The organism is Variovorax sp. dw_954, from assembly GCF_018449755.1.
Lineage (GTDB): Bacteria > Pseudomonadota > Gammaproteobacteria > Burkholderiales > Burkholderiaceae_C > Variovorax.
In genome coordinates, this window is sequence record NZ_JAAVVD010000033.1 from 12,540 (window position 1) to 36,709 (window position 24,170).

At 64.3% G+C, this 24,170-nt stretch carries 22 protein-coding genes; 11 read left to right on the forward strand and 11 right to left on the reverse strand.

Features of this window, described 5'->3' with window-relative positions; all coding sequences use genetic code 11:
• Positions 1-74: 74 nt before the first annotated feature.
• Both HB681_RS33285 and HB681_RS33290 read left to right on the forward strand, forming a co-directional pair.
• Positions 75-2,006 carry a site-specific recombinase gene (locus tag HB681_RS33285; RefSeq protein WP_256735200.1) on the forward strand — a complete coding sequence of 644 codons (1,932 nt, stop codon included), beginning with the start codon at positions 75-77 and terminating at the stop codon, positions 2,004-2,006.
• 10 nt (positions 2,007-2,016) lie between these two features.
• On the forward strand, positions 2,017-3,360 hold the full coding sequence (locus HB681_RS33290) for a DUF2254 domain-containing protein (RefSeq protein ID WP_218628371.1): 1,344 nt from the start codon (positions 2,017-2,019) through the stop codon (positions 3,358-3,360).
• A gap of 22 nt (positions 3,361-3,382) precedes the next feature.
• On the opposite strand, the gene HB681_RS33295 is transcribed toward HB681_RS33290, so the two are convergent.
• The gene (locus HB681_RS33295) at positions 3,383-3,751 is read right to left on the reverse strand and encodes a nuclear transport factor 2 family protein (RefSeq protein ID WP_213959166.1); all 369 of its coding nucleotides are present in this window, start codon (positions 3,749-3,751) and stop codon (positions 3,383-3,385) included.
• A 5-nt stretch (positions 3,752-3,756) separates the two neighbouring features.
• Entirely contained in the window at positions 3,757-6,228 is a 2,472-nt protein-coding gene (locus HB681_RS33300) for a sodium-translocating pyrophosphatase (RefSeq protein WP_213959167.1), read from the reverse strand.
• Between the two features lie 252 nt (positions 6,229-6,480).
• On the opposite strand from HB681_RS33300, the gene ppa reads away from it, so the two are divergent.
• The gene (gene ppa, locus HB681_RS33305; RefSeq protein WP_213959168.1) at positions 6,481-7,014 is read left to right on the forward strand and encodes an inorganic diphosphatase; all 534 of its coding nucleotides are present in this window, start codon (positions 6,481-6,483) and stop codon (positions 7,012-7,014) included.
• A 91-nt stretch (positions 7,015-7,105) separates the two neighbouring features.
• Here ppa and HB681_RS33310 read toward each other — a convergent pair whose 3' ends face one another.
• Positions 7,106-8,551, reverse strand: coding sequence for a GNAT family N-acetyltransferase (locus HB681_RS33310; protein WP_213959169.1), 1,446 nt, complete (start codon positions 8,549-8,551; stop codon positions 7,106-7,108).
• 41 nt (positions 8,552-8,592) lie between these two features.
• The gene (locus HB681_RS33315; RefSeq protein WP_256354665.1) at positions 8,593-9,501 is read right to left on the reverse strand and encodes a DMT family transporter; all 909 of its coding nucleotides are present in this window, start codon (positions 9,499-9,501) and stop codon (positions 8,593-8,595) included.
• A gap of 116 nt (positions 9,502-9,617) precedes the next feature.
• On the opposite strand from HB681_RS33315, the gene HB681_RS33320 reads away from it, so the two are divergent.
• On the forward strand, positions 9,618-9,956 hold the full coding sequence (locus tag HB681_RS33320; protein WP_213959171.1) for a P-II family nitrogen regulator: 339 nt from the start codon (positions 9,618-9,620) through the stop codon (positions 9,954-9,956).
• A 188-nt stretch (positions 9,957-10,144) separates the two neighbouring features.
• On the opposite strand, the gene HB681_RS33325 is transcribed toward HB681_RS33320, so the two are convergent.
• The 6 genes from HB681_RS33325 to HB681_RS33350 form a co-directional block, all read right to left on the reverse strand.
• Positions 10,145-10,735, reverse strand: a complete 591-nt coding sequence (locus HB681_RS33325) for a TIGR00730 family Rossman fold protein (protein ID WP_213959172.1) — start codon at positions 10,733-10,735, stop codon at positions 10,145-10,147.
• Between the two features lie 18 nt (positions 10,736-10,753).
• Positions 10,754-11,149, reverse strand: coding sequence for a diacylglycerol kinase (locus tag HB681_RS33330; protein WP_213959173.1), 396 nt, complete (start codon positions 11,147-11,149; stop codon positions 10,754-10,756).
• Positions 11,146-11,706, reverse strand: a complete 561-nt coding sequence (locus HB681_RS33335) for an RDD family protein (protein WP_213959174.1) — start codon at positions 11,704-11,706, stop codon at positions 11,146-11,148. The genes HB681_RS33330 and HB681_RS33335 overlap by 4 nt, the downstream gene beginning before the upstream one ends.
• 15 nt (positions 11,707-11,721) lie before the next feature.
• Complete coding sequence (locus HB681_RS33340; protein ID WP_256354664.1) at positions 11,722-12,462, reverse strand: DUF3106 domain-containing protein; 741 nt, start codon at positions 12,460-12,462, stop codon at positions 11,722-11,724.
• 116 nt (positions 12,463-12,578) lie between these two features.
• The gene (locus HB681_RS33345) at positions 12,579-13,007 is read right to left on the reverse strand and encodes a DUF3619 family protein (RefSeq protein ID WP_213959176.1); all 429 of its coding nucleotides are present in this window, start codon (positions 13,005-13,007) and stop codon (positions 12,579-12,581) included.
• Positions 13,004-13,570: an RNA polymerase sigma factor gene (locus tag HB681_RS33350; protein WP_213959177.1), complete on the reverse strand. Its 567-nt coding sequence runs from the start codon at positions 13,568-13,570 to the stop codon at positions 13,004-13,006. The genes HB681_RS33345 and HB681_RS33350 overlap by 4 nt, the downstream gene beginning before the upstream one ends.
• Before the next feature lie 281 nt (positions 13,571-13,851).
• Here HB681_RS33350 and HB681_RS33355 point away from each other — a divergent pair, with 281 nt between their 5' ends.
• The 7 genes from HB681_RS33355 to HB681_RS33385 all read left to right on the forward strand — a co-directional run bounded on the left by HB681_RS33355 (position 13,852) and on the right by HB681_RS33385 (position 23,308).
• Entirely contained in the window at positions 13,852-15,636 is a 1,785-nt protein-coding gene (locus HB681_RS33355; protein WP_213959178.1) for an acetolactate synthase 3 catalytic subunit, read from the forward strand.
• A 229-nt stretch (positions 15,637-15,865) separates the two neighbouring features.
• The gene (ilvN, locus tag HB681_RS33360) at positions 15,866-16,357 is read left to right on the forward strand and encodes an acetolactate synthase small subunit (RefSeq protein WP_213959179.1); all 492 of its coding nucleotides are present in this window, start codon (positions 15,866-15,868) and stop codon (positions 16,355-16,357) included.
• Between the two features lie 166 nt (positions 16,358-16,523).
• Complete coding sequence (gene ilvC / locus HB681_RS33365; RefSeq protein ID WP_213959180.1) at positions 16,524-17,540, forward strand: ketol-acid reductoisomerase; 1,017 nt, start codon at positions 16,524-16,526, stop codon at positions 17,538-17,540.
• A 162-nt stretch (positions 17,541-17,702) separates the two neighbouring features.
• On the forward strand, positions 17,703-18,527 hold the full coding sequence (gene pssA / locus HB681_RS33370; protein ID WP_213959181.1) for a CDP-diacylglycerol--serine O-phosphatidyltransferase: 825 nt from the start codon (positions 17,703-17,705) through the stop codon (positions 18,525-18,527).
• 189 nt (positions 18,528-18,716) lie between these two features.
• Entirely contained in the window at positions 18,717-20,420 is a 1,704-nt protein-coding gene (gene leuA, locus HB681_RS33375; protein WP_213959182.1) for a 2-isopropylmalate synthase, read from the forward strand.
• Between the two features lie 36 nt (positions 20,421-20,456).
• Positions 20,457-21,995 (forward strand): 2-isopropylmalate synthase, encoded by a 1,539-nt coding sequence (locus tag HB681_RS33380; protein WP_213959183.1) that lies wholly within the window; start codon positions 20,457-20,459, stop codon positions 21,993-21,995.
• Between the two features lie 116 nt (positions 21,996-22,111).
• Positions 22,112-23,308, forward strand: coding sequence for a serine hydrolase (locus HB681_RS33385; protein ID WP_213959184.1), 1,197 nt, complete (start codon positions 22,112-22,114; stop codon positions 23,306-23,308).
• A 61-nt stretch (positions 23,309-23,369) separates the two neighbouring features.
• On the opposite strand, the gene HB681_RS33390 is transcribed toward HB681_RS33385, so the two are convergent.
• Entirely contained in the window at positions 23,370-24,170 is an 801-nt protein-coding gene (locus HB681_RS33390) for an IclR family transcriptional regulator (RefSeq protein WP_213959185.1), read from the reverse strand.

Below are 24,170 nucleotides of genomic sequence, written 5' to 3' on the forward strand. Positions count from 1 at the left end.
GGCCGGGTGGCGTGCAGGCCCCGGAAATCCTGAGCACGGCGGTTGCCGATCCGCGACTGGAGTTCCTGCTCCACATGCTCGATCCGCACGCGAGCATGCCGTTGCGTCACATCTGGCTGATCAAGCTGCTGGCGTGGGTGCGAGGCGACGGCAAGTCGGCATGCGCCGCCTTGGGCAGGGTGACGCAGTTCCTGGATGCCATCGAGGCCCGGCCCGTGGTCGAGTCGCGCGTGCGGGAATGGTGGGCCGTGTTCGTCCGCACGGTCGAATTGACCGCGATGCTGGCCGACCACGGCTTCTCGCCACGCAGCGCCTTCGTGAGCGCATTTGGCGAGCGCCTGCGGCGCAAGCTGCTGCCGGCCACGCCGGAGACCATCGATGCCTCCAGCCTGCTGCGACTGGCGCTGCCGGTGGACTTCGACGCCACATGGCTCCAGCAACTCGATGCAGACCAGTTGCGCCGCATCGCGCGGCTGGCGCCGCCAGATCTCGTCGACGGTGTGCCGCACTGGCAACCGCTCATCATGGACGCGGTGACCTTCTGCACCAGCCAGGTCGTGGCCGCCGGCTTCTCGTCGGAGTTGCGCCTGCGCATGAGCGATCCTGTGCGCGCAGGGCAGCCTTTCCACGAATTGATGGTCGACCTCGATCGCCTGCGCGACGAGGCGCTGCGCCGCCCGCGCGATCCGGAGGCCCTGAAGGCCGCGTTCAAGGCATTCCGGGAGCGGCTGGATGGCTGCCGCGAGGCGGCCGCTTCGGTCTACGCGCACCTCGAGGAGAACGGCATCTCGGTCGGGCTGGTGTTCCGGCTGCGCCAGCTGCGGGCGCGCATGGTGCGAATCCGCGACCTGCTCGACTGCCTGTTGTCCGAGCAGCCGCATCGCGCCATCGCACAGTTGCTGGCCCGGCTGGTGCTGGCCAGCGGCGAGCGCTACAGCATCCGTGCGCTGATCGCCAACAATGCCTCGCTGCTGGCAGCCAAGGTCGCGGAGCGCAGCGCGGAAGTCGGCGAGCACTACATCACGCGCGACCGCGCGGAATATCGCGGCATGCTCCTGTCGTCGGCAGGCGGCGGTTTCATCACCGGCTTCACGGTGCTGCTCAAGTTCGGCGTGCTGGCGATCGCGCTGTCGGCGTTCTGGAGCGGCTTCGCGGTCGGTATCCTCTATTCGGTGAGCTTCATCGTGATCCAGCTCACGCACGCCACGCTGGCCACCAAGCAGCCGGCGATGACGGCGCCGGCGATCGCCGCCAAGCTCAAGGACCTGCACACCGAGGGCGCCATCGAGGAATTCGTCGACGAGGTCACGCACCTGGTGCGCTCGCAGGTTGCGGCCGTGCTGGGCAACGTATTGCTGGTGGCGCCGACGGCGCTGCTGCTCTTCTTCCTGTTGACCCGCGTGCTGGGCGTGCAGCCGCTCGACGAGGCGCATGCGCGCGAGACGCTCGAGTCGCTGCACATCTACGCGGTCTTGCCGTGGATGGCCGCCTTCACCGGCATGGTGCTGTTTGCCAGCAGCCTCATCGCGGGGTGGGCGGAGAACGCCTTCGTGCTGAATCACATCGATTCGGCCATGCGCTACAACCCCCGCATCCGGGCCACGCTCGGCGTGGAGCGGGCGCAGCGCTGGGCGGTCTTCATGCGCACCCACATCTCGGGCTTCGCCGCGAACATCTCGCTGGGCTTCATGCTCGGGCTGGTGCCGGTGGTGGCCGACTTCTTCGGCCTGCCGCTCGAAGTGCCGCACGTCACGCTCAGCACCGGCCTGATCGTGGTGGCCGCGGCGAGCATCGGGCCATCCGTGCTGGCATCGCCCCTGCTGTGGTGGAGCGTTGCCGCGATTCCGGTGCTGGGCCTGCTCAACCTCGGCGTCAGCTTCTACTGCGCCGTCCGCTTGGCCATCCGCGCCCACAATGTCAGCCGGGTGGACCGGGCACGCCTTCGCGCAGCCATCGGCGCGCGCCTGCGGCGGCACCCCGGAAGCTTTCTGCTGCCGCCCCCCTGAGTGCCGCAAGATGCAAATACAACGTGGCCTGAGACGCATTCGCTGGAACTGGAGGTACGCCGTCAAGAGCTATCTCGGCGGCTCGCTGTGGCTGGTGCCGATCCTCGCGCTGGTGGCCAACCAGGCGTTCCGCGTCATCGTGCAGTGGATCGACGAGTGGCTGCTGCAGGCCGGGATGCTGGACGACGCGACCTCGTTGCTGGCCTTGTCCGTCACCGGCGCGCGATCCCTGCTGGAGACGGTGCTGACGCTTAACCTCTCCTTCCTCGTGTTCACCTTCGGCTCCCTGCTGGTCGCCATCCAGGTTGCGGGAGGCCAGTACACGCCACGCATCATCGCGACGACGCTGTTGCGGGACAACGTGATCCGGGGCACGGTGGGTTGCTTCGTCTTCAGCCTGGTCTTCTCGGTGCAGGTGTTGTCACGCAGCGGCGAGTCGGTGCACCAGCTTGACATCTTCATCGCCGCGTTGCTGGGGGTCATCTCGCTGATGACCTTTCTCTTCCTGATCGACTACGCGGCCCGCTTGCTGCGTCCCATCAGCATCGTGGCGCGCGTGGGGCAGTTCGGCACGAAAGTCGTCCACGCGATCTATCCTGACCCGACCGTTCGCCCAAGGCCGCCCGTCACCCGGCGGCTCGGCGCGCCCGACCGGACAGTCCTTCATGCGGATGCCTCGGGCGTGGTGCTCGCGCTGAATGTCAAAGGCTTGGTGGCAGCGGCACGACGTGCCAATGGCGTCGTCGAGTTCGTGCCGCTGGTCGGCGACTTCCTGGCCGTCGACGAACCCCTGTTCAAGTTGTACGGCAATGCCACTGCCATCGACGCGCGCTGGCTGCGGGCGGCCGTCGTGCTGGGGACCGAACGCACGCTCGAGCAGGATCCGGCCTTTGCTTTCCGGATCCTGGTCGATATCGCGATCAAGGCGCTGTCGGCCGCCATCAACGATCCGACCACGGCCGTGATGGCCATCGACCAACTGCACCATCTGCTGCGCCTGGTCGGGCAGCGCGACCTGCGCGGGGAGGAGGTCCGCGACGAGGCCGGTGACTTGCGATTGGTGCTGCGCACGCCGAACTGGGAGGATTTCGTTCACCTCAGTTGCACCGAAATACGGCACTGTGGTGCGGGCAGCATCCAGATCGTGCGGCGACTGCGCTCGATGCTGGTCAACCTTATGCAGACATTGCCTTTGCATCGCCATGCCGAGCTGCACAAGCAACTTGAACTGCTGGACCGGACGATCGACGCGAACTTTGCGTTTGCCGAAGACCGCGTGCTGGCGCGCATTCCCGATTCCCAGGGGATGGGCGGCGCGCTGGGGGTCCAACCCCTGGAGGAGGCGCAACACTGACACTGCGCATGGCGCAGCGTCTTCAGCGCGCTCTCATCTGCGCCGGGTCATAGAAGAACTCTTCCTCGGCAATCCGGTCCCCTTCCCAGCGCTGCCATGCGAGTTCCTCGATGTGCATGCCGCGCCCATCCTTGTTGGTGAAGTCGAAGATCCAGCGAATGACCACGTGGTCGCCGTTCACCAGCACCGGTCGCACGCACTTCGAGATCACCGAAGCCATGCGCGCAAGCACCGCGGCCTCGTTGGCCACCAGCACAGGGCGGCCGCGCCGCGGCTCGGCCTGGTTCTCGCGCATGCTGGCGTTTTCGGTGTAGTAGTCCTCGATCGCCTTCACATGGTCGCCGCATTCGACGGCGGCGATGAAGGCTTCGAGTCTTTCCGCGCTCGGCACGTCGTTCAGGACTTGATCTTGACCTCGACGCGCCGTGCCTCGGCCGCGGGCCCATCGGCTTGCGTCTGCTCGGGCTTGGCCAGCTCGATCTTGTCGGCCGGTGCGCCGGCAGCCTTCAGTGCCTCGGCCACGGCCTCGGCGCGTTGCTTGGCCAATTCGGCATTCTTGGCCGGGTCGCCGCTGGCGTCGTGATAGCCACTCACCAGCGCAGTGTTGCCGGCCTGCACCGCCTTCACCACGTCGGCCAGCGACTCCCTGGAGTTCGGCGCAATGTCGTTGCTGCCGGTCGCGAAGTAGAACTTCACGATGCCGTTCTCGATCTTCACCATCGCGCTCTCGCCACTCGCCGCCGCGGCCGGACCGGGCGCTGGCGCAGGCGCAGACACCGGCGCCATCGGTGCGGCGGTGGCCTTCACGCCATGGAACTGCACCACCAGCGGCACGATCAGCAGCGCCACGATGTTGATGATCTTGATGAGCGGGTTGACGGCCGGGCCGGCGGTGTCCTTGTACGGATCGCCTACGGTGTCGCCGGTGACGGCCGCCTTGTGCGCCTCGCTGCCCTTGCCGCCGTGATGGCCGTCCTCGATGTACTTCTTGGCGTTGTCCCATGCGCCGCCACCGGTGCACATGCTGATCGCCACGAACAAGCCGGTCACGATGGTGCCCATCAGCAGGCCGCCGAGCGCCTTCGGTCCGAGCACGAGTCCGACCAGGATCGGCACTACCACGGGCAGCAGCGACGGGATCATCATTTCCTTGATCGCCGCGCCGGTCAGCATGCTCACGGCCTTGCCGTACTCGGGCTTGCCGGTGCCTTCCATGATGCCGGGGATGTCGCGGAACTGGCGACGCACTTCCTCCACCACCGCACCGGCCGCGCGGCCCACAGCCTCCATCGCCATGGCGCCGAACAGGTAGGGGATCAACCCGCCGATGAACAGCCCGACGATCACCATCGGGTCGCTCAGGTTGAAGTCGATCGACTGGCCGAGGCCCTCGAGCTTGTGGGTGTAGTCGGCGAACAGCACCAGCGATGCGAGGCCCGCCGAACCGATCGCGTAGCCCTTGGTCACTGCCTTGGTGGTGTTGCCCACCGCGTCGAGGGGATCGGTCACGGCGCGCACGCTGGCGGGCAGATCGCTCATCTCGGCGATGCCGCCGGCGTTGTCGGTGATGGGGCCGTAGGCGTCCAGCGCAACGACGATGCCGGCCATGCTCAGCATCGACGTGGCGGCCACCGCGATGCCGAACAAGCCGGCCAGCGAATACGAAGCCAGGATCGCGATGCAGACGAAGATCACCGGCCAGGCGGTGGAACGCATCGACACGCCCAGGCCCGCGATGATGTTGGTGCCGTGGCCCGTGGTGGAGGCTTGCGCGATGTGCTGCACCGGCTTGTATTGCGTGCCCGTGTAGTACTCGGTGATCCACACGAGCGCGGCCGTCAGCGCCAGACCTACGAAGCAAGCGCCGAACAATTTCAGCTGGCTCCCGCTCGCGGCAATCGCGTTGTCCGGAATGAGCCAGCTCGTGACGAACCAGAACGCGATCAGCGACAGCACGCCGGCCACCGCCAGGCCCTTGTAGAGCGCCGGCATCACGTTGACCATGCCCGGGGATGCCTTCACGAAGAAGCAGCCGATGATCGACGCGATGATCGACACGCCACCCAGTGCCAGCGGGTACATCACCGCATTCACCGGTGCGGCGGTCACCATCAACGCGCCGAGCACCATGGTCGCGATCAGCGTCACCGCATAGGTCTCGAACAGGTCGGCCGCCATGCCGGCGCAGTCGCCGACGTTGTCGCCCACGTTGTCCGCAATTACCGCGGGGTTGCGCGGATCGTCTTCCGGAATGCCGGCCTCGACCTTGCCCACCAGGTCGGCGCCCACGTCGGCGCCCTTGGTGAAGATGCCGCCGCCGAGCCGCGCGAAGATCGAGATCAGCGAGGAGCCGAATGCAAAACCGATCAGCGGGTTGAGCACGTGCGACAGCGCCTTGCCATCGGTCTGGCTGGCGCCGCCGAGGAACCAGAAGAAGCCTGCGACGCCCAGCAAGCCGAGCCCGACCACCAGCATGCCGGTGATCGCGCCGCCCCTGAACGCCACGTCAAGTGCCGGCCCGATGCCCTTGGTGGCCGCCTGGGCCGTGCGCACATTGGCGCGCACCGACACGTTCATGCCGATGAACCCGCAAGCACCCGAGAGCACCGCGCCGATGATGAAACCCACCGCAGTGGTCAGGTCGAGGAAGACGGCGATGAGCACCGCCAGGACCACGCCGACGACGGCGATGGTTGTGTATTGCTTCGCGAGGTAAGCCGACGCGCCTTGCTGGATCGCCGCTGCGATTTCCTGCATTCGCGCGTTGCCTGCATCTTTCGCGAGGATCCAACTGCGGGCCCAGAAGCCATAGGCTACGGCCACAAGGCCGCAGACGATGGCAAGTATCAGGGGGGTGTTGCCGATCATGCTTTGCTTTCTCCAGGAGTTCGTTGCGACTGGTGGAGACGGAAAGCACAGACCCTGCGCGCAACGCGTACGGGTCTGAGCTACCGCCGCGTTGCTTCCTCGAAGCCTCCCGCAAAAAAGGGAGACCGATTGGCCAACAAGTCCAATTTAACAGTGAAAAGTCACATTCCGTATGACTTGCCCATGACGCGCGTCTTAAACTTCGGGTTTGTCCGAGTAACCCGCTGTTTCATTCAATCAACGTATAAAGACATGTCATTCGATAAAGTTTCCCCAGGCAAGAACCTCCCCGACGCATTCAACGTGGTCATCGAGATCCCGATGAACGCCGATCCCGTCAAGTACGAAGTGGACAAGGAGTCGGGCGCGCTCTTCGTGGACCGCTTCATGACCACGTCGATGCACTATCCGGCCAATTACGGCTATGTCCCCCAAACCTTGAGCGGTGACGGCGACCCGGTCGACGTGCTGGTGATCGCACCCTATGCCCTGATGCCCGGCGTGGTGTGCCCGTGCCGTCCGCTGGGCATCCTGATGATGGAAGACGAAGCCGGCGTCGACGGCAAGGTTCTGGCCGTGCCCACCGACAAGGTGCTGCCGATCTACAGCCACTGGAAGTCGATCGACGACGTGAACTCGATGCGCCTGAAGACCATCGCCCACTTCTTCGAGCACTACAAGGACCTGGAAGCCGGCAAGTGGGTCAAGATCCTGGGCTGGAAGGGCCTTGACGAAGCCCGGAAGGAAGTCGTGGACGGCATCGCCGCATACAAGGCCAAGGGCTGATCCGTTCCCTCGCGGATCACTGACAAAAAAGCGCCGTTGCCGGCGCTTTTTTCATGGGGAGCCGGTCACCGCGCTGGTGTTGCCGGGCTGGTCATTTCGATCGGAACGGGCTGCGTTCGTCGAGGTGTTCCATGTAATTGGCGATCCCTTCGCCCTCGCGTTCCAGGAAGCGCTCGACCGCGTCCGCGAACGACGGATGCGCCAGCCAGTGGGCGCTGGTCGTCTTCACCGGCATCAGCGCGCGGGCCATCTTGTGCTCGCCCTGCGCGCCGCCTTCAAAGCGCTGCACCCCGTGCGCTATGCACCACTGGAGCGGCTGGTAGTAGCAAGCCTCGAAATGGAGGCAATCCACGCGCTCCATCGCACCCCAGTAGCGGCCATAGGCCACTTCGGGCCCGATGGAGCCATCGCTGCGCGGTTCGTCCTGCGACAGCGCGATCAAACTGGTCGCGATCGGATGCCCGCCGCGCTCGGCAACGAACAGCAGCCACGCCTCGGGCATGGTGTCGGCCATCCGCTGGAAGAAGTCCCGCTTCAGGTAGGGCGGATTGCCATGCTCGCGATAGGTGCGGGCATAGCAGCGATAGAAGAAATCCCAGTCGTCCGGAGAGATGTCCACACCGCGCGCCCAGCGAAACACAACCCCCGCGTCCGCCACCTTGCGGCGCTCCTGGCGAATTTTCTTGCGCTTGTCGTGCGAGAGGCTGGCGAGGAAGGCCTCGAAGTCCGCGTAGCCCGTTCCGCCGCCGGGCCGCCCCAAGGCGGAAAGCGCCCCCTCGGGGGGCAGCGAGGACACGCCAGTGCCGAGCGTGGGGGCGACAGTTCCGCCGCCGGGCCGCCCCAAGGCGGAACGTTCCCCCTCGGGGGGCAGCGAGGACACGTCAGTGCCGAGCGTGGGGGCAACAGTTCCGCCGCCGGGCCGCCCCAAGGCGGAACGCGCCCCCTCGGGGGGCAGCGAGGACACGCCAGTGCCGAGCTCGGGGGCAATATTCTTCCAATGAAACTGAACCGTGTGCCGAAGCATCAACCCCGCATCGACGCAGGCAGCGATGTCCTCCTCAGCCCCGAACAGCAGGTGCAGCGACGACAACCCGGCCTGCTTGCACCATTGCACCAGCCCCTGCGCCAGCAATGCCCGGCTCTGCGCATCTCGCGCCAGCAACCGCGCCCCCGGAACCGGCGTGAACGGCACCGCCGCGACCGCCTTCGGGTAGTAGGCGAGTCCATGCTGCTCATAGGCATTGGCCCAGGCCCAGTCGAACACGTATTCGCCGTACGAATGAGACTTGATGTAGACCGGACACGCGCCAGCGAGCCGCTCGCCCTGCCACAGCGTCACGAAGGCCGCGGTCCATCCACTGGCCGGCGTGGCGCTGCCACTCTCGTGCATCGCATGCAGGTATTCATGCCGCATGAACGGGCTGGGCGCGCCTTGCAGCGCGAGCAACTCGTTCCATGCGGCCGCGTCGATCTCGGAAGGCGCCCCGTGGATGCGCAGGATCGGCTCGTCGCTCTCGAGTCTGTGTGGCTTTGCCATCCCGACTTGATCTCCCGTGGGGGGCATTTCCGGTCGCTTCGTCATGTCTTCCGAACGCCCAGGTATTCGGCAATCCAGATCCCGCCCAGCACCAGCGCGAGCGCCGCCGCGTGGAAGCCCGAGAGTGGCTCGCCCAGCACCATCACTGCGAGCAGCGGGCCGAAGATCGGCACCAGGTTCAGGAACACCCCGGCCCGTGCCGGCCCGATCAGCGTCACGGCGCGAATGAACGTGAGCTGCGAGATGTACGAGGGAAAGGTGCCGATGAACAGGATCAGCAGCAGGCCCTTCAAGGTGGGCGCCGTGAAGTTGCCCATCGCGATTTCGGCCACCAGCAGCGGCAGCGACACGACGCTCGCCACCGCGGCCGTCGCCGCAAAGAAAACGATCGCCGGCACTGCGGGCCGCCGACGCAAGCCGAGGGCGTAGAAGGTATAGAGCAGGCAGGCGATCAGCATCCACACGTCGCCGATGTTGAACTGGAACTGGGCCAGCCGTTCCAAGTGCCCCTGCGAGGCAACCACCGCGATCCCCGCCAGCGTCAGCGCGACCCCGACGGCCTGCAGCACGGTGATCCGGGTGCGGTAGAGGTAGAGGCTCCCGACCAGCACGAACACCGGGATCGTCCCCTGGATGATCGCAATGTTGATCGCGGTCGTGTGATGCGCGGCCGTGTAGAAGAGGGCGTTGAATCCGGTGAAGCCCAAAGTGCCCATCAGCGCCACGAAGCGCCAGTGAGGCACCAGCGCGCGCCAGTGCGTGGCGATCTCGCCGCGCGAGGTCAGGCCGAGCGCCACGCAGCAGACGATCCATCGCGCGGAGGTCACCAGCATCGGCGATGCTTCGCCTACCGCGAGGCGCGCCGCCACCGCATTGGCGCCCCAGATCAGCGTGGTGAATACGAGCAGCAGCCAGGCTTGGCCATTGACCCGCCGGATCAGCGTTGCCAAGCCGGATGCAGCGGGGGTGACAGGGGGACTTGCACTCATCGACCCCGGAGCCTAACAGTGCGTGAATGACATAATCGGCCGCCCCCTTTTCCGAAATCACCGGGAGAACCTCCGCAATGAAACAGATCACCGCCATCGTCAAACCCTTCAAGCTCGAAGATGTGCGCGAGGCGCTGGCAACCGTTGGCGTGACCGGACTGACGGTTACCGAAGTCAAGGGCTTCGGCCGCCAGAAGGGCCACACCGAGCTTTATCGCGGTGCGGAATACGTGGTCGATTTCCTGCCCAAGATGAAGGTCGAGGTGGTCGTGAACACGGATGACGTCGAACGCTGCATCGAAGCCATCGTCGGCGCCGCGCGCACCGGCAAGATCGGTGACGGCAAGATCTTCGTTACCAACGTCGAGCGCATCGTCCGCATCCGAACCGGCGAGCAGGACGAAGCCGCGATCTGATCCGCGAGCCGGAAGCCCCCGAGCCTGGGAGTCTGGGCGGCAGAAGCCGTCGAAGCGAAATGCGCGAAAAACGAGGAAAGCGTGGTGATACCGACAAGCCCATAGCCCAGCTATGGGCGCAGGCGGGAGCGCCGCGATGGACCGTTTTCCGCGCGTTGCAGCCGACGCTGCTTCTGCCGCCCAGACTCCTAGAGCACCTCGGCCAACTTGTCGCCACGCGGGTGGCGGCGCGCTTCTTCCAGCAACTCTCCCAGCAGCGCAGCCGGCTCTGCGCCGCTGCGCACCAGCCCCATCTGCCATTCCCCCATGAAGCCTTCGCCCACTGAATGGGCGAGGAAGGCGAGCATGGTGTCGTAGTAGCCAGCCGTGTTGAGAATGCCGACGGGCTTGTCGTGATAGCCCAACTGGCGCCAGGTCCAGATCTCGAACAGCTCCTCGAAGGTGCCGATGCCGCCCGCCAATGCCACGAAGGCGTCGGCGCGTTCTCCCATCATGGCCTTGCGTTCATGCATCGTGTCGACGACATGAAGCTCGTCGCAGAGCGGATTGGCCAGTTCCTTGTCGACCAGTGCCTTGGGAATGATGCCCACCACCCGGCCTCCGGCGGCGCGCGTGGCCTCGGCCACCGTGCCCATGAGGCCTGTGCGGCCGCCGCCATAGACGAGCTGGCCGCGGTTCTCGCCGATCCAGCGGCCGACGGACTGCGCTGCTTCTGTATGTTCAGGTCGCTCGCCGGGCCGCGAGCCGCAATAGATGCAAATCGAAAAATCAGGATTCATGCCACGATCATGCCGCGTTCAAACCAGGAATCGGGTGCACAGTGCAGCAAGCCAGATGCCGCCGGCCAGCAAAAGGGCCAGCAGCACCGCGGCGCTGCCCATGTCCTTCGCCCGCTTCGACAGGTCGTGCCATTCCGGCCCGATGCGGTCGATGGCCGCTTCCACGGCGGTATTGAGCAGTTCCACGATCATCACCAGCACAACGCTGCCCGCGAGCAGCGCGACTTCGACCCAGCTACGGCCAAGCCAGAAGGCCAGCGGCACCAGCACGATGGCAATCAGCACCTCCTGCCGGAACGCCGTCTCGCCCCAGCCCGCTCGCAGGCCGTTCAGCGAGATCAGCATCGCGTGGAATACGCGGGTCAGCCCGCTGCGGCCCTTCTGGGGGTTGACGGCAGGATCGGGCTGGCTCATCGACGGCTCATGGGCTTGGAGGGGATCAGCCGCGTGCCAGCCCAGGCGTCGTGCCAGAACTGCCCTTGCGGGTGGAATCGCGCCAGCAACGCCCAAACCACCACCCAGCCGGTGAGCAACAGCACCGCTTCGCCGCCCGAGACCTTGAACGGCGCCATGACGGCCAAGGGCGGCAGGAACCAGATCCAGCTCAGCAGGTAGCGCAGCAGGGCGCGACCCTGCTTCAGCGGCCGGCCATGGCGGTCGACCACGCGCAGGCCCCAGGTCTTCATCGCGAGCGTCTGGCCGTGGATCCAGAACCAGACGAAATAGAGGCCGAACACGACGAACAGGAATGCCTGCAGCAGATGCCGCCGCTCGTCCATCGCGTCACGCATTTGCCCCAGCGTGCTGAACAACCAACCCGAAACAAAGACCACGGCAAACAGCAGCATGCCTTCGTAGGTCCAGCAAGCCATGCGGCGCCAGAGGCCCGGGGCGGAGAGATCGGGCAGTGCTTGCGTGGACGGGGAGACGGGGGGAGCGGGTTCTGAGTGAATGGTGGCGCCAGCGTTCATGGGCCCGGCGCCGGGTCAGGGCGCGGAGGAGGGTTGCTCGGTTGTGCGGACCGGCGGAATCGTAGCAGGTGCCTCGGGCGCACTGGCCGCCGGGGCGGGGATCTGAGCCTCTGCCGCAGGGGGCACCGGCGTGCTGGCAGGTGCTGCGGGGGGCGGCGCAGCCGCGACCGGAGCCGACGATGCCGCCGGAGTTGCAGGCCCGGCCGGCGGCGCAAGCTGGATGCGCGGACTGTGCTCGCCCTTGCCCAACAGGGAAGTCGACTGCGGCACCGGCGCGAGCTTTCTCTCCGGTACCGGGCGAACCGGCAGGGCAGCGCTCGGCTGACGCACCTGTGCACGCTCCGCCAAGTCGCGCTTTTCGTCCTCGCTCAGCGCCTGGTAGGCCTCCCACTTGGCTTTGCGCTCGTCAGCCGGCAGGCGATTGACTTCGGCGAAGTTCAGCCGTGCCAGCGCGCGCTGCTGGGCGCTCAGCGTGGCCCACTCGCTCATCCGGCTGTGCAGGGTGGCCTGGTCCTCGGGCTTCATGGAATCGAAGTTGCGCGAGAGCGCCAGCCATTTGCTTTTCTGCACGCCGCCGATGGAGTTCCAGTACGGCGCCAAGGGCTGCAGGGCCGCCTGTTGGCCGGGCGTCAGGCTGGTCCAGAAGGGCTTCGACGTGGCCGGGGTCTTGCCATTCGCCTCGGATGATCCGGTGGGGGCGGTGCCGGGCTGCGCGGAGGCGCGCGCCGCTGGCAGCAGGCTCAGTGCCGTAACCATGACGGACAGGAGCAGGCCGCCCCAAACGGCAGCGCCCGTCGTTTGCGGGCGCAGCGATGAACGCGCCGATGCGCAAGAGGTCGGGCGTGGGACCATGCGGGCGGGGTGGCGGTGATTCAATGTGAGGCGGTGTCGCTGGCGTCTGTCTTGAGGAACTGTGCAAAGCCCGGATCGGTGAACGCGGCAGGCGGAAGATCGTCTGTCAGCAGGGCGGCATCGACTTCGGCCATGTCGTTCACGCGATTTTCGTCCTGCACGATGCTGATCGTGATCAACCCGACGACCAGCGCGACCAGCGGCACCACCGCGCCGACGCGTGTCCACCAGCCACCCAGTGCGACAGCGCCGCCTGACGGCACGATCACCTGCGCAGGGCGAAGGGCCGGGGCAATCTTGCGACGGGCGACGGCCTGCTGGCGTGCGACGCGCAGGCGTTCTCCGATATCGTGCGGAAGTTCGGCGCTGCCGGCCGACAGGCGGGCCGTAAGGCGACGGGCGAATTGCTCTTCGAGAGCGCTGGAAGTCTTCGAAAGTGTTGCGTTCATAGCGATATACCTTTGGCCTTGAGCGCTTTGCTCAGGGCATGAACGGCGCGCGAACAATGGGTTTTGACGCTGCCTTCTGAACACCCCATCGCTGCGGCGGTCTCGGCAACGTCCATTTCCTCCCAGTAACGCATCAGAAACGCCTCGCGTTGACGCGCCGGCAGCGCAGCGATTTCTTCTTCGATTCCGTGGAAGATCTGGGCACGGCGGGTGGTGTCTTCGGCGCTCTCGGTCTCGCGCGAGTCGGTGGGCGAGTTGAAGTTTCCCAGCAGATCGAATTCGCCGTCGTCATCAGGGGCTTCGAAGTCGCTCAGGTTCGAGAAAAGTGCCCGGCGGGTCTTCTGGCGGCGAAACCAGTCGAGCGTGCAGTTCGACAGGATGCGCTGGAACAGCATCGGCAATTCCGTGGTCGGCTTGTCGCCATAGTGTTCGGCCAGTTTCATCATGCTGTCCTGCACGATGTCGAGCGCTGCTTCCTCGTCGCGGACGTGATAGACCGAGCGCTTGAACGCGCGCCTTTCGACACTTTTGAGAAAGTCGGAGAGTTCTTTTTCGGTAGCCAAACGGGTATGAACGCGGTGAAGCGCAGCGTGGGGTGTCTCTTCCAGGCGTTATGTTTTGGACGGCGCGGATTATCGCATCCGAAGTTTTGCCTGCTGGCGGCCCGAAATTCGACCTTTTCAGGTGTCATAATCGCGGTCGCACGTCAAAACGCAAACGGGTCACTGTCCGGCGGAGCATCCAGTCCGCTCATGGCTTTGGCCTCAAGTCCCGACGCGACCTCACAAGGGTTGGCAAGGGGCACCCAAGGTTTTTCGTTCCCGAAAATCACAAAAGGTTGATCATGGAAATATCCAAATCGGAACTCGCTTCCGCAGCAGCTGCATCCTCCGGGATGGGCAACCAATCGCAAGAACTCATGGGCGCCGAAGTGCTGGTCAAGGCGCTGCAGGCCGAAGGCGTCCAGTACATCTGGGGCTACCCGGGTGGCGCGGTTCTCTACATCTACGACGCGCTCTACAAGCAGGACACCATGCAGCATGTGCTGGTGCGGCACGAGCAGGCGGCCGTGCACGCGGCAGACGGCTATGCGCGTGCCACCGGTGAAGTCGGCGTGGCCCTGGTCACCTCCGGCCCCGGCCTGACCAATGCGGTCACCGGCATCGCGACGGCCTACATGGACTCGATCCCGATGGTGATCATCTCGGGCCAAGTGCCGACTGCGGCCATCGGTCTCGACGCATTCCAGGAATGCGACACCGTCGGCATCACGCGCCCCATCGTCAAGCACAACTTCCTCGTCAAGGACGTGAAGGATCTGGCACTGACGATGAAAAAGGCCTTTCACATCGCACGCAGCGGCCGTCCCGGCCCGGTGGTGGTGGATGTGCCGAAGGACGTGTCCTTCAAGAAGACGCCTTATTCCGGCTACCCGGAAAAGCTGGAGATGCGCTCGTACAACCCCGTGCGCAAGGGTCACGGCGGCCAGATCCGCAAGGCATTGCAGTTGCTGCTGAATGCCAAGCGTCCGTACATCTACACCGGCGGCGGCGTGCTGTTGAGCAATGCCACCAACGAACTGCGCACGCTGGTCGACATGCTGGGCTATCCGGTCACCAACACCCTGATGGGCCTCGGCGCCTATCCGGCGAGCGACCGCAAGTTCCTCGGCATGCTGGGCATGCACGGCACCATCGAAGCCAACAATGCGATGCAGACGTGCGACGTCCTGCTGGCCGTTGGCGCGCGCTTCGATGACCGCGTGATCGGCAACCCGAAGCACTTCGCCCAGAACGAACGCAAGATCATCCATATCGACATCGACCCGTCGAGCATCTCCAAGCGCGTGCGTGTCGACATTCCCATCGTCGGCGACGTGAAGGATGTGCTGACCGAACTGATCTCAATGATCCGCGAGACCGCCACGCGGCCGGACGCGGGTGCGCTGGCTGAATGGTGGAAGACCATCGAGGCCTGGCGCAGCAAGGATTGCCTGAAGTACGACCGCGGCAATACGGACGTCATCAAGCCGCAGTACGTGGTGGAGACGCTCTGGAACATGACCAAGGATGCCGATGCGTACATCACGTCCGACGTCGGGCAGCACCAGATGTGGGCGGCCCAGTACTACCGCTTCGACGAACCGCGCCGCTGGATCAATTCGGGCGGGCTGGGCACCATGGGCGTGGGCATTCCGTACGCCATGGGCATCAAGCTCGCCAAGCCGGAGGCTGAAGTGTTCACCATCACCGGCGAAGGCTCGGTGCAGATGTGCATCCAGGAACTCTCCACCTGCCTGCAGTACAACACGCCGATCAAGATCTGCTCGCTGAACAACCGCTACCTCGGTATGGTGCGCCAGTGGCAGGAAATCGAGTATTCCGGCCGCTACAGCCACAGTTACATGGACGCGCTGCCCAACTTCGTGAAGCTGGCGGAGGCCTACGGCCACGTCGGCATGCTGATCGAGCGTCCGCAGGACGTGGAGCCGGCGTTGCGCGAAGCCCGCAAGCTCAAGGACCGCACAGTGTTCATGGACTTCCGCACCGACCCCACCGAGAACGTGTTCCCCATGGTGAAGGCCGGCATGGGCATCACGGAAATGTTGCTGGGTTCCGAAGACCTCTAATACGGACTTCGAACGCAGAAGGAAGGCAAAAGTTACGCAGAAGTCGCAAAAGAAGGCGGTGAAGATTTTTCTGCGTTCCGTCTGCGACCTTGCGAAACCTTCGCGATCTTTGCGTTCGGCTGTCTGATGCCGATCCCGATCCACTCAACCTGAAGACGAATCTATTGCCCGCCAAGCCCGCGCATTACCGTGCACGGGGGAGGGCGGCGAAAAGAGGAGTCCATCGCTTATGAAACACATCATTGCCGTCCTGCTCGAAAACGAGCCCGGCGCACTCTCCCGCGTGGTGGGCCTGTTCTCGGCCCGTGGCTACAACATCGAATCGCTCACGGTCGCACCGACCGAAGACGCGAGCCTCTCGCGCATGACCATCGTCACGAGCGGGTCCGACGAAGTCATCGAGCAGATCACCAAGCACCTGAATCGCCTGATCGAAGTCGTGAAGGTTGTCGACCTGACCGAAGGCTCCTACACCGAGCGCGAGCTCATGATGGTGAAGGTGCGCGCGGTCGGCAAGGAGCGCGAAGAAATGATGCGCATGGCCGAGATCTTCCGCGGCCGCATCATCGACGTCACCGACAAGAGCTACACCATCGAGCTGACTGGCGACCATGGCAAGAACGACGCATTCCTCGAGGCGATCGAACGCAGCGCGATCCTCGAGACGGTGCGTACCGGCGCCAGCGGCATCGGCCGCGGCGAACGCATCTTGAGAGTATGAGCACTCCCCCAGGCTTGCCCACTTCGTTTGGCAGCCAACCCCCTCGCCAGGGCAACACCCGCAGTCCGGCAAAGCTTGCCCAGCGGTGTTTCTGGAAGAAATCCGGGGCTGACCAAGTGCCCCATCCATCCAACCACTCACACTGAATTCAACGAAGGAGCATCTCATGAAGGTTTATTACGACAAGGACGCGGACCTGAGCCTCATCAAGGGCAAGACCGTCGCAATCATCGGCTACGGTTCGCAAGGCCATGCGCACGCGCAAAACCTGAATGACAGCGGCGTCAAGGTCGTGGTCGGCCTGCGCAAGGGCGGCGCTTCGTGGCCCAAGGTCGAGAAGGCCGGCCTGAAGGTTGCGGAAGTCGCTGACGCCGTGAAGTCGGCCGACGTGGTCATGATCCTCCTGCCTGACGAGCAGATCGCCAACGTCTACAAGAACGACGTCGCCCCCAACATCAAGGAAGGCGCTTCGCTGGTCTTCGCGCACGGCTTCAACGTGCACTACGGCTTCGTGCAGCCGCGCGCCGACCTCGACGTGTGGATGGTGGCGCCGAAGGCCCCCGGCCACACGGTTCGCAGCACCTACACGCAAGGCGGCGGCGTTCCCCACCTCGTGGCTGTCCATCAAGACAAGTCCGGCAAGGCCCGCGACCTGGCCCTGAGCTACGCCACGGCCAACGGCGGAGGCAAGGCCGGCATCATCGAAACCAACTTCCGCGAAGAAACCGAGACCGACCTGTTCGGCGAACAAGCGGTTCTGTGCGGCGGCACGGTCGAACTGATCAAGGCTGGTTTCGAAACACTGGTGGAAGCCGGCTACGCGCCCGAAATGGCGTACTTCGAATGCCTGCACGAGCTCAAGCTGATCGTTGACCTGATCTATGAAGGCGGCATCGCCAACATGAACTACTCGATCTCGAACAATGCCGAATACGGCGAGTACGTCACGGGCCCGCGCATCGTGACCGAAGAGACCAAGAAGGTCATGAAGCAGGTGCTCAAGGACATCCAGACCGGCGAATACGCCAAGAGCTTCGTGCTCGAGAACGCTGGCGGCGCGCCCACGCTCATCAGCCGCCGCCGCCTGAATGCAGAGCACCAGATCGAAGTCGTCGGCGACAAGTTGCGCGCCATGATGCCCTGGATCAAGAAGAACAAGCTGGTCGACCAGACCCGCAACTGATCGCCTCTGCGACCAACAGCAGGCCACCCTTGCGGTGGCCTTTTTCATTACAGGCCCGAGAGGGCGTCTGAACTACACTGCCCACGATGCGAATCAACCCCCGTCCTGCTATGAATGTGATAGCTGAATGCGCCCGAGGCGTGTGCGCTGGAGGTCAATTCGATGCATGACGACACCGTGCACACAGAGGCTCTGCCGCGCAAGCGCCGCAAGGGCATCTACATCCTTCCCAACCTTTTTACGCTGGCCGCATTGTTCGGCGGCTTCTATTCGATCGTCATGGCGATGAATTCGCGCTTCGACCTGGCCGCGATGGGCGTGGGCGCCGCGATGATCTTGGACAGCCTCGACGGGCGTGTGGCCCGGATGACCAACACGCAGAGTGCGTTTGGCGAGCAAATGGATTCCCTGTCAGACATGGTGTCGTTCGGCGCCGCGCCCGCGTTGATTGCATACGAATGGTCGCTGAAGGGATTGGGGCGCTGGGGATGGATTGCGGCGTTTGTCTACTGCGCCTGTGCGGCCCTCCGCCTGGCACGATTCAACGTCAATACCGGCGTGATCGACAAGCGGTGGTTCCAGGGCCTGCCTTCGCCAGCGGCCGCTGCACTGGTGGCCGGATTCATCTGGCTCATGACCGAGTCCGGAAAGCGGGGCGGCGAAGCCCTGTACCTGACATGGAACCAGATCAGCTGGCTCACCTTTGCCTTCACGCTGTACGCGGGCCTGACGATGGTGACCAACGCGCCCTTCTACAGCTTCAAGGACATTCAGGTGAAGAAGAGCGTGCCGTTCGCGGTGATCGTGCTCATTGCGCTGGGCATTGCCATCATCAATATCGATCCCCCGACAGTGCTGTTCGGCGTGTTCGTCGCCTATGGGTTGAGCGGCTATGTCGTGTATGCATGGCGCAAGGCGAAGGGGCATCCGGTGAGCGTGATCAGCACGTCGACCGACGAACCCGACGAACGCGGCCTGCACAACTAATTGCCACGCACAAATCGGCTCTGCTACACTCCGCACCCTCATGCAAAAGATTTCGCTGGCCCTACTACTGATCCCCTTCGGGCGGAGACGGTAGCGCACGCGCAAACCTTTTCACACGGCCCGTTCGCACCAGCAACGGGCCGTTTTGCTTGGGGTTGCTGGTTCATCACCCTCAATGGAGAGAATCAAATGTTGAAGCAACCCGACCGCAAGTACCGCGCGTTCGCACCGATCGGCCTCAAGGACCGCACCTGGCCGGACGCCGTGCTGACCAAGGCCCCGATCTGGCTGTCGACGGACCTGCGCGACGGCAACCAGGCGCTGGTGGAGCCCATGGACATCGCGCGCAAGATGCGCATGTTCGAGCAACTCGTGGCGATCGGCTTCAAGGAGATCGAGGTCGGCTTTCCCTCGGCCTCGCAGGTTGAGTTCGACTTCGTGCGCAAGCTCATCGAGGAAGACCGCATTCCCGATGACGTGACGATCCAGGTGCTCACCCAGGCGCGCGACCATCTCGTCGCGCGCACATTCGAGTCGCTGCAAGGCGCGCCGCGTGCGATCGTCCACCTCTACAACGCCGTGGCGCCGGTGATGCGCAAGGTGGTGCTGGGCATGAACGAGGACGAGATCGTCGAACTCGCCAGCTCGCACGCCGAAATGTTCAAGGACTGCGCAGCGAAGCAACCGCACACGCGATGGACCTTCCAGTATTCGCCGGAAATGTTCTCGGGCACCGATCTCGCGTTCTCCAAGCGGGTGGTCGATGCAGTGACCGAGGTATGGGGTGCGACGGCGCAGAACAAGTGCATCGTCAACCTCCCCTCGACGGTGGAACATTCCACGCCCAACATCTTCGCCGACATGATCGAGTGGATGCATCGCAATCTCGCGCGGCGCGACGGCATCGTGCTGTCGGTTCACCCGCACAACGACCGTGGCACGGGCACGGCGGCCGGCGAGTTTGCGTTGATGGCCGGCGCCGACCGCATCGAAGGCTGCCTGTTCGGCAATGGCGAGCGCACCGGCAACCTCGACCTGGTGAACGTCGCCCTCAACCTCTATACCCAGGGCGTGTCGCCGGAACTGGACTTCTCCCACATCGACGATATCCGCGCAACGGTCGAGCACTGCAACCAGATCCCGGTACATCCGCGCCATCCGTACGTCGGCGACCTGGTTTACACCTCGTTTTCGGGTTCGCACCAGGACGCGATCAAGAAGGCGTTCTCGGCGCGCAAGGAAGGCGACATCTGGGACATGCCCTACCTGCCGATCGACCCGAAGGACGTGGGTCGCAGCTATGAAGCCGTGATCCGCGTCAACAGCCAATCGGGCAAGGGCGGCATGGCCTACCTGCTCGAAAGCGAATACGGCATCGAGATGCCGCGCCGCCTGCAGATGGAATTCATGCAGACGGTGCAGCGGGTGATGGACGTGGGTGGCAAGGAATTGAGTGCGGCCGACCTCTACGCGCTGTTCGAGCGCGAGTACGGCTTGAGCACCGTGCATGCCTTGCAACACCGCGTGCTTGAAGAGCAGGGCGAGGGGGAAGATGCGTCGATCGTGCTGCGCGGCGACCTGCAATGGGATGGGGAGACTTGCCGCATCGAAGGCCGAGGCAACGGCCCGATCGATGCCTTCATCCATGCACTTGTCGACGCGACCGGCCATGCCGTCCGCGTGATCGACTACCACCAGCATGCCATCGGCGCCGGTGCCGACGCCAAGGCGGTGGCCTACCTTGAGTTGCGCGTGGACGAGTCGCAAACCCTTTTCGGCGTGGGCATCGACGCAGACACGATTTCCGCCTCGCTGAAGGCCATTGTTTCGGGCCTGGAGCGTGCGCGAGGGCAGGGCGCGCGCAGCGCACAATCGGTGGCTGAGCCGGCCTGAGGCGCAGAGCGGCAATTCAAAGTATGGAGAGACACGATGACCGACCAGCTGATCATTTTTGACACCACTTTGCGCGATGGCGAGCAATCGCCCGGTGCGTCGATGACGCGCGACGAGAAGATGCGCATTGCCCGGCAACTGGAGCGGCTGAAGGTCGACGTGATCGAGGCCGGATTTCCGGCCAGTTCCAATGGCGACTTCGAGGCCGTCAAAGCCATCGCCAACGCGATCAAGGACTCGACCGTGTGCGGCCTGTCGCGCGCCAACGACCGCGACATCGCGCGCGCGGCCGAGGCGCTCAAGGGCGCCGCCCGTGGTCGAATCCATACCTTCATCGCGACCTCCGCGTTGCACATGGAAAAGAAGCTGCGAATGACGCCCGACGAGGTGTTCGAGCAGGCGAAGCTGGCGGTGCGCTTTGCGCGCAACCAGATCGGCGATGTGGAATTCAGCCCGGAGGACGGCTACCGCAGCGACGTGGATTTCCTGTGCCGCGTGCTGGAGACCGTGATCTCCGAAGGCGCGACGACGATCAATGTGCCGGACACCGTGGGCTATGCGATCCCGGAGCTGTACGGCAACTTCATCAAGACGCTGCGCGAGCGCATTCCGAACAGCGACAAGGCCATCTGGTCGGTGCATTGCCACAACGACCTTGGCATGGCGGTAGCCAACTCGCTGGCGGGCGTGAAGCTCGGCGGCGCGCGGCAGGTCGAATGCACGATCAATGGCCTGGGCGAGCGGGCGGGCAACTGTTCGCTGGAAGAAATCGTCATGGCTGTGAAGACCCGCAAGGACTACTTCGGCTTGACCATGAATATCGACACCCAGCACATCCTCGCGGCCAGCCGCATGGTGAGCCAGACAACCGGGTTCGTGGTGCAGCCGAACAAGGCGGTGGTCGGCGCCAACGCGTTCGCGCATGCTTCGGGCATCCACCAGGATGGTGTCCTGAAGGCCCGTGATACCTACGAGATCATGCGTGCCGAAGATGTGGGCTGGACCACGAACAAGATCGTGCTGGGCAAGCTGAGCGGCCGAAATGCGTTCAAGCAGCGGCTGCAGGAACTCGGCGTGACCATGGAAAGCGAGGCCGACATCAACGCCGCCTTTGCCCGCTTCAAGGAACTGGCTGACCGCAAGAGTGAAATTTTTGATGAAGACATCCTCGCTTTGGTCAGCGACGAGGACGGGTCGCACGTTGGGGAGCAGTTTGCATTTGTTTCCTTGTCACAACACAGCGAAACCGGGGAGCGGCCGCAGGCGCGCGTGGTGTTCACTGCCCACGGCAAGGAAGTGACGGGCGAGTCCGATGGCAACGGCCCCGTCGATGCCTCTCTGAAGGCGATCGAATCGCATGTGAAGAGCGGGGCGGAAATGGTCTTGTACTCGGTGAACGCAATCAGCGGGTCGACCGAAAGTCAGGGAGAGGTAACTGTGCGCTTGCAGAATGCCGGCCGGGTGGTCAATGGTGTCGGAGCCGATCCCGACATCGTGGTGGCCTCGGCCAAGGCATATCTGAGTGCGCTCAACAAGTTACAGAGCCAAGCTGAGAGAATTGCCGCGCAAGGTTAGGTGTTCGAGCGCTCTTTTGTTTTCGAATGAGGAAGCGAATGCAAGTAACTGATATTGCGTGTCTTTTTCTAACTCGTTAAACTGCGCGCTTACTTTCGCCCGCTGGAGATTTATTAATGCCTGAAGCCCGCCTACATCGAGTTTCCAGCCAGCGGTTCCAACCCGCGTTTCGCATGATCGCCGTCGCTCTGTGTGCCACGGCGTTTTTGTTGCCCGCAGCCCAGGCGGCCAAGCATCCGGAGGCGGCTTCCGCCAAGAAGGCGCAAGCCAGTGCCGGCGCCAAGCAGAAGGCGGTCGTCGCCGCCAACGCTGCACCGGCCAAGGCCGCACGCGCATCCAAAGTCGAGCGCACCGACAAGGCCGAACGCTCCGTTCGCGCCGGCAGGAACGTGGTGGCCACCGCTCACACGCGCCATGGCAAGACGGTTGTCGCCGTCCAGCGCCGCTCCGTGGTCCGGCTGGCCGATGCCGCGCCGCCCAAGCTTTCGTACGGGCAACTCGCAGGACTGCACAGCCAGGACGAGCTCGATCTGAAGTCGAGCGTGGCACTCGTCATTGACCAGGACACGCGCGAAGTGCTGTTCAGCAAGAACGACCATGCCGTCTTGCCGATTGCATCCCTGACCAAGCTGATGACTGGCTTGCTCGTAAGCGAAGCCCGCCTGCCGATGGACGAACCGGTCACGATCACCGAGGACGACATCGACACCGAGAAGTTCAGCCGCTCGCGCCTGCGTGTGGGCACTACCTTGTCGCGTGGCGAATTGCTTCACCTGGCGCTGATGTCCAGCGAGAACCGCGCTGCCCATGCGCTGGGCCGCACCTTCCCCGGTGGCTTGGCGACTTTCGTGAGCATGATGAATGCGAAAGCGCGTTCGCTCGGCATGAAGGACACCCGCTATGTCGAGCCGACGGGGCTGTCGAGCGGCAACCAGTCGAGCGCACAGGACCTGGCCTTGTTGGTGAACGCAGCCTCGGCTGACGCCACGGTGCGCGAACTGTCCACGTCCCCGGAGTACCAGGTCGAGGTCGGCAATCGGATGATGCAGTTCAACACGACCAATCGACTGGTGAAGAACCCGGATTGGGACATTGGCGTGCAAAAGACCGGCTACATCTCGGAAGCGGGCCAGTGCCTGGTGATGCAGACGAAGATCGCCGGACGCAAGCTGATCATGGTGTTCCTGGATTCAGCCGGCAAGCTGAGCCGCATCGGGGATGCCGAGCGCGTTCGCCGTTGGGTGGAGGCCACTCAATTGATGTCGACGCCTGCGGCTCGCCATCAAGCCGTGACGGTTGGCGTCGCCGGATAGCGGGCTATCTGGCGAAGCTTGCCGATGAGCGGTCGCTGCAGGCGACTGCTCATCGGCAGCTTCAGGCCGAAGACGCCGCGGGCGCGTCGGCGCTGTGACCGAGCGCTCCGGAGATTTCGTTCGCAGTGGCTTGCAGCTTCGGCAGCCAGCCGTCGTCGAGACGGTCTGCCGGCGCCGAGATCGACAGGCCGGCAATGAGCTTGCCCTGGTCGTCGTAAATCCCGGCGGCCATGCAGCGGACGCCCAGTTCGAGTTCCTCGTTGTCGCGGGCGATTCCGTATTGGCGCGCTCGCGACAGTTCGCGCTCCAACGCCGGCAACTGCGTGATGCTGTTGCGGGTATGGCCGGCCAGCCCCGTGCGGGTGGCATAGCTGCGCACACGCTGCGGATCGTCGGCCGCGAGGAACAACTTGCCGGTGGAGGTGAGGTGCAGCGGGGCCCGGCCACCAATGGCGCGGACCACTTGCATGCCGGAGCGCTCGCTGTAGGCACGCTCGATGTACACGATCTCGTCGCCCTGGCGCATGCTCAGGTTGACGGGTTGCTGCGTGAGCTTGTGCAGTTCGCGCATGGGCGTCAATGCGGCATCGCGCACGTTGAGCCGGCCCTTGACCAGATTGCCCAGTTCCAGGAGGCGCATGCCAAGTCGGTAGCTGCCGGCTTCGGGTCGATCGACAAAGCGCCCCACGGCCAGATCGTTGAGGATGCGGTGCGTGGTGGAAGGGTGCAATCCGGTTTTTTCGCTGATCTCCTTGAGCGAGATGGCTTCCTCGCGGGAGGCCAGCACGTCGATCAAGGCGAACATGCGTTCGATCACCTGGATGACGGGTGTCGCGGCGACGTCGGATTGGGGTTTTCTCAT

Bases quoted from the DNA above. Each gene is read 5' to 3' on its own strand.
- HB681_RS33345 (WP_213959176.1), bottom strand. From the start codon at position 13,007: ATGAACGCAACACTTTCGAAGACTTCCAGCGCTCTCGAAGAGCAATTC.
- HB681_RS33355 (WP_213959178.1), top strand. From the start codon at position 13,852: ATGGAAATATCCAAATCGGAACTCGCTTCCGCAGCAGCTGCATCCTCC.
- HB681_RS33385 (WP_213959184.1), top strand. From the start codon at position 22,112: ATGCCTGAAGCCCGCCTACATCGAGTTTCCAGCCAGCGGTTCCAACCC.
- ilvN (WP_213959179.1), top strand. From the start codon at position 15,866: ATGAAACACATCATTGCCGTCCTGCTCGAAAACGAGCCCGGCGCACTC.
- HB681_RS33310 (WP_213959169.1), bottom strand. From the start codon at position 8,551: ATGGCAAAGCCACACAGACTCGAGAGCGACGAGCCGATCCTGCGCATC.
- HB681_RS33340 (WP_256354664.1), bottom strand. From the start codon at position 12,462: ATGGTTACGGCACTGAGCCTGCTGCCAGCGGCGCGCGCCTCCGCGCAG.
- pssA (WP_213959181.1), top strand. From the start codon at position 17,703: ATGCATGACGACACCGTGCACACAGAGGCTCTGCCGCGCAAGCGCCGC.
- HB681_RS33320 (WP_213959171.1), top strand. From the start codon at position 9,618: ATGAAACAGATCACCGCCATCGTCAAACCCTTCAAGCTCGAAGATGTG.
- HB681_RS33300 (WP_213959167.1), bottom strand. From the start codon at position 6,228: ATGATCGGCAACACCCCCCTGATACTTGCCATCGTCTGCGGCCTTGTG.
- HB681_RS33285 (WP_256735200.1), top strand. From the start codon at position 75: ATGCTCGATCCGCACGCGAGCATGCCGTTGCGTCACATCTGGCTGATC.
- HB681_RS33330 (WP_213959173.1), bottom strand. From the start codon at position 11,149: ATGAGCCAGCCCGATCCTGCCGTCAACCCCCAGAAGGGCCGCAGCGGG.
- leuA (WP_213959182.1), top strand. From the start codon at position 18,717: ATGTTGAAGCAACCCGACCGCAAGTACCGCGCGTTCGCACCGATCGGC.
- HB681_RS33290 (WP_218628371.1), top strand. From the start codon at position 2,017: ATGCAAATACAACGTGGCCTGAGACGCATTCGCTGGAACTGGAGGTAC.
- HB681_RS33380 (WP_213959183.1), top strand. From the start codon at position 20,457: ATGACCGACCAGCTGATCATTTTTGACACCACTTTGCGCGATGGCGAG.
- HB681_RS33335 (WP_213959174.1), bottom strand. From the start codon at position 11,706: ATGAACGCTGGCGCCACCATTCACTCAGAACCCGCTCCCCCCGTCTCC.
- ilvC (WP_213959180.1), top strand. From the start codon at position 16,524: ATGAAGGTTTATTACGACAAGGACGCGGACCTGAGCCTCATCAAGGGC.
- HB681_RS33390 (WP_213959185.1), bottom strand. From the start codon at position 24,170: ATGAGAAAACCCCAATCCGACGTCGCCGCGACACCCGTCATCCAGGTG.
- ppa (WP_213959168.1), top strand. From the start codon at position 6,481: ATGTCATTCGATAAAGTTTCCCCAGGCAAGAACCTCCCCGACGCATTC.
- HB681_RS33325 (WP_213959172.1), bottom strand. From the start codon at position 10,735: ATGAATCCTGATTTTTCGATTTGCATCTATTGCGGCTCGCGGCCCGGC.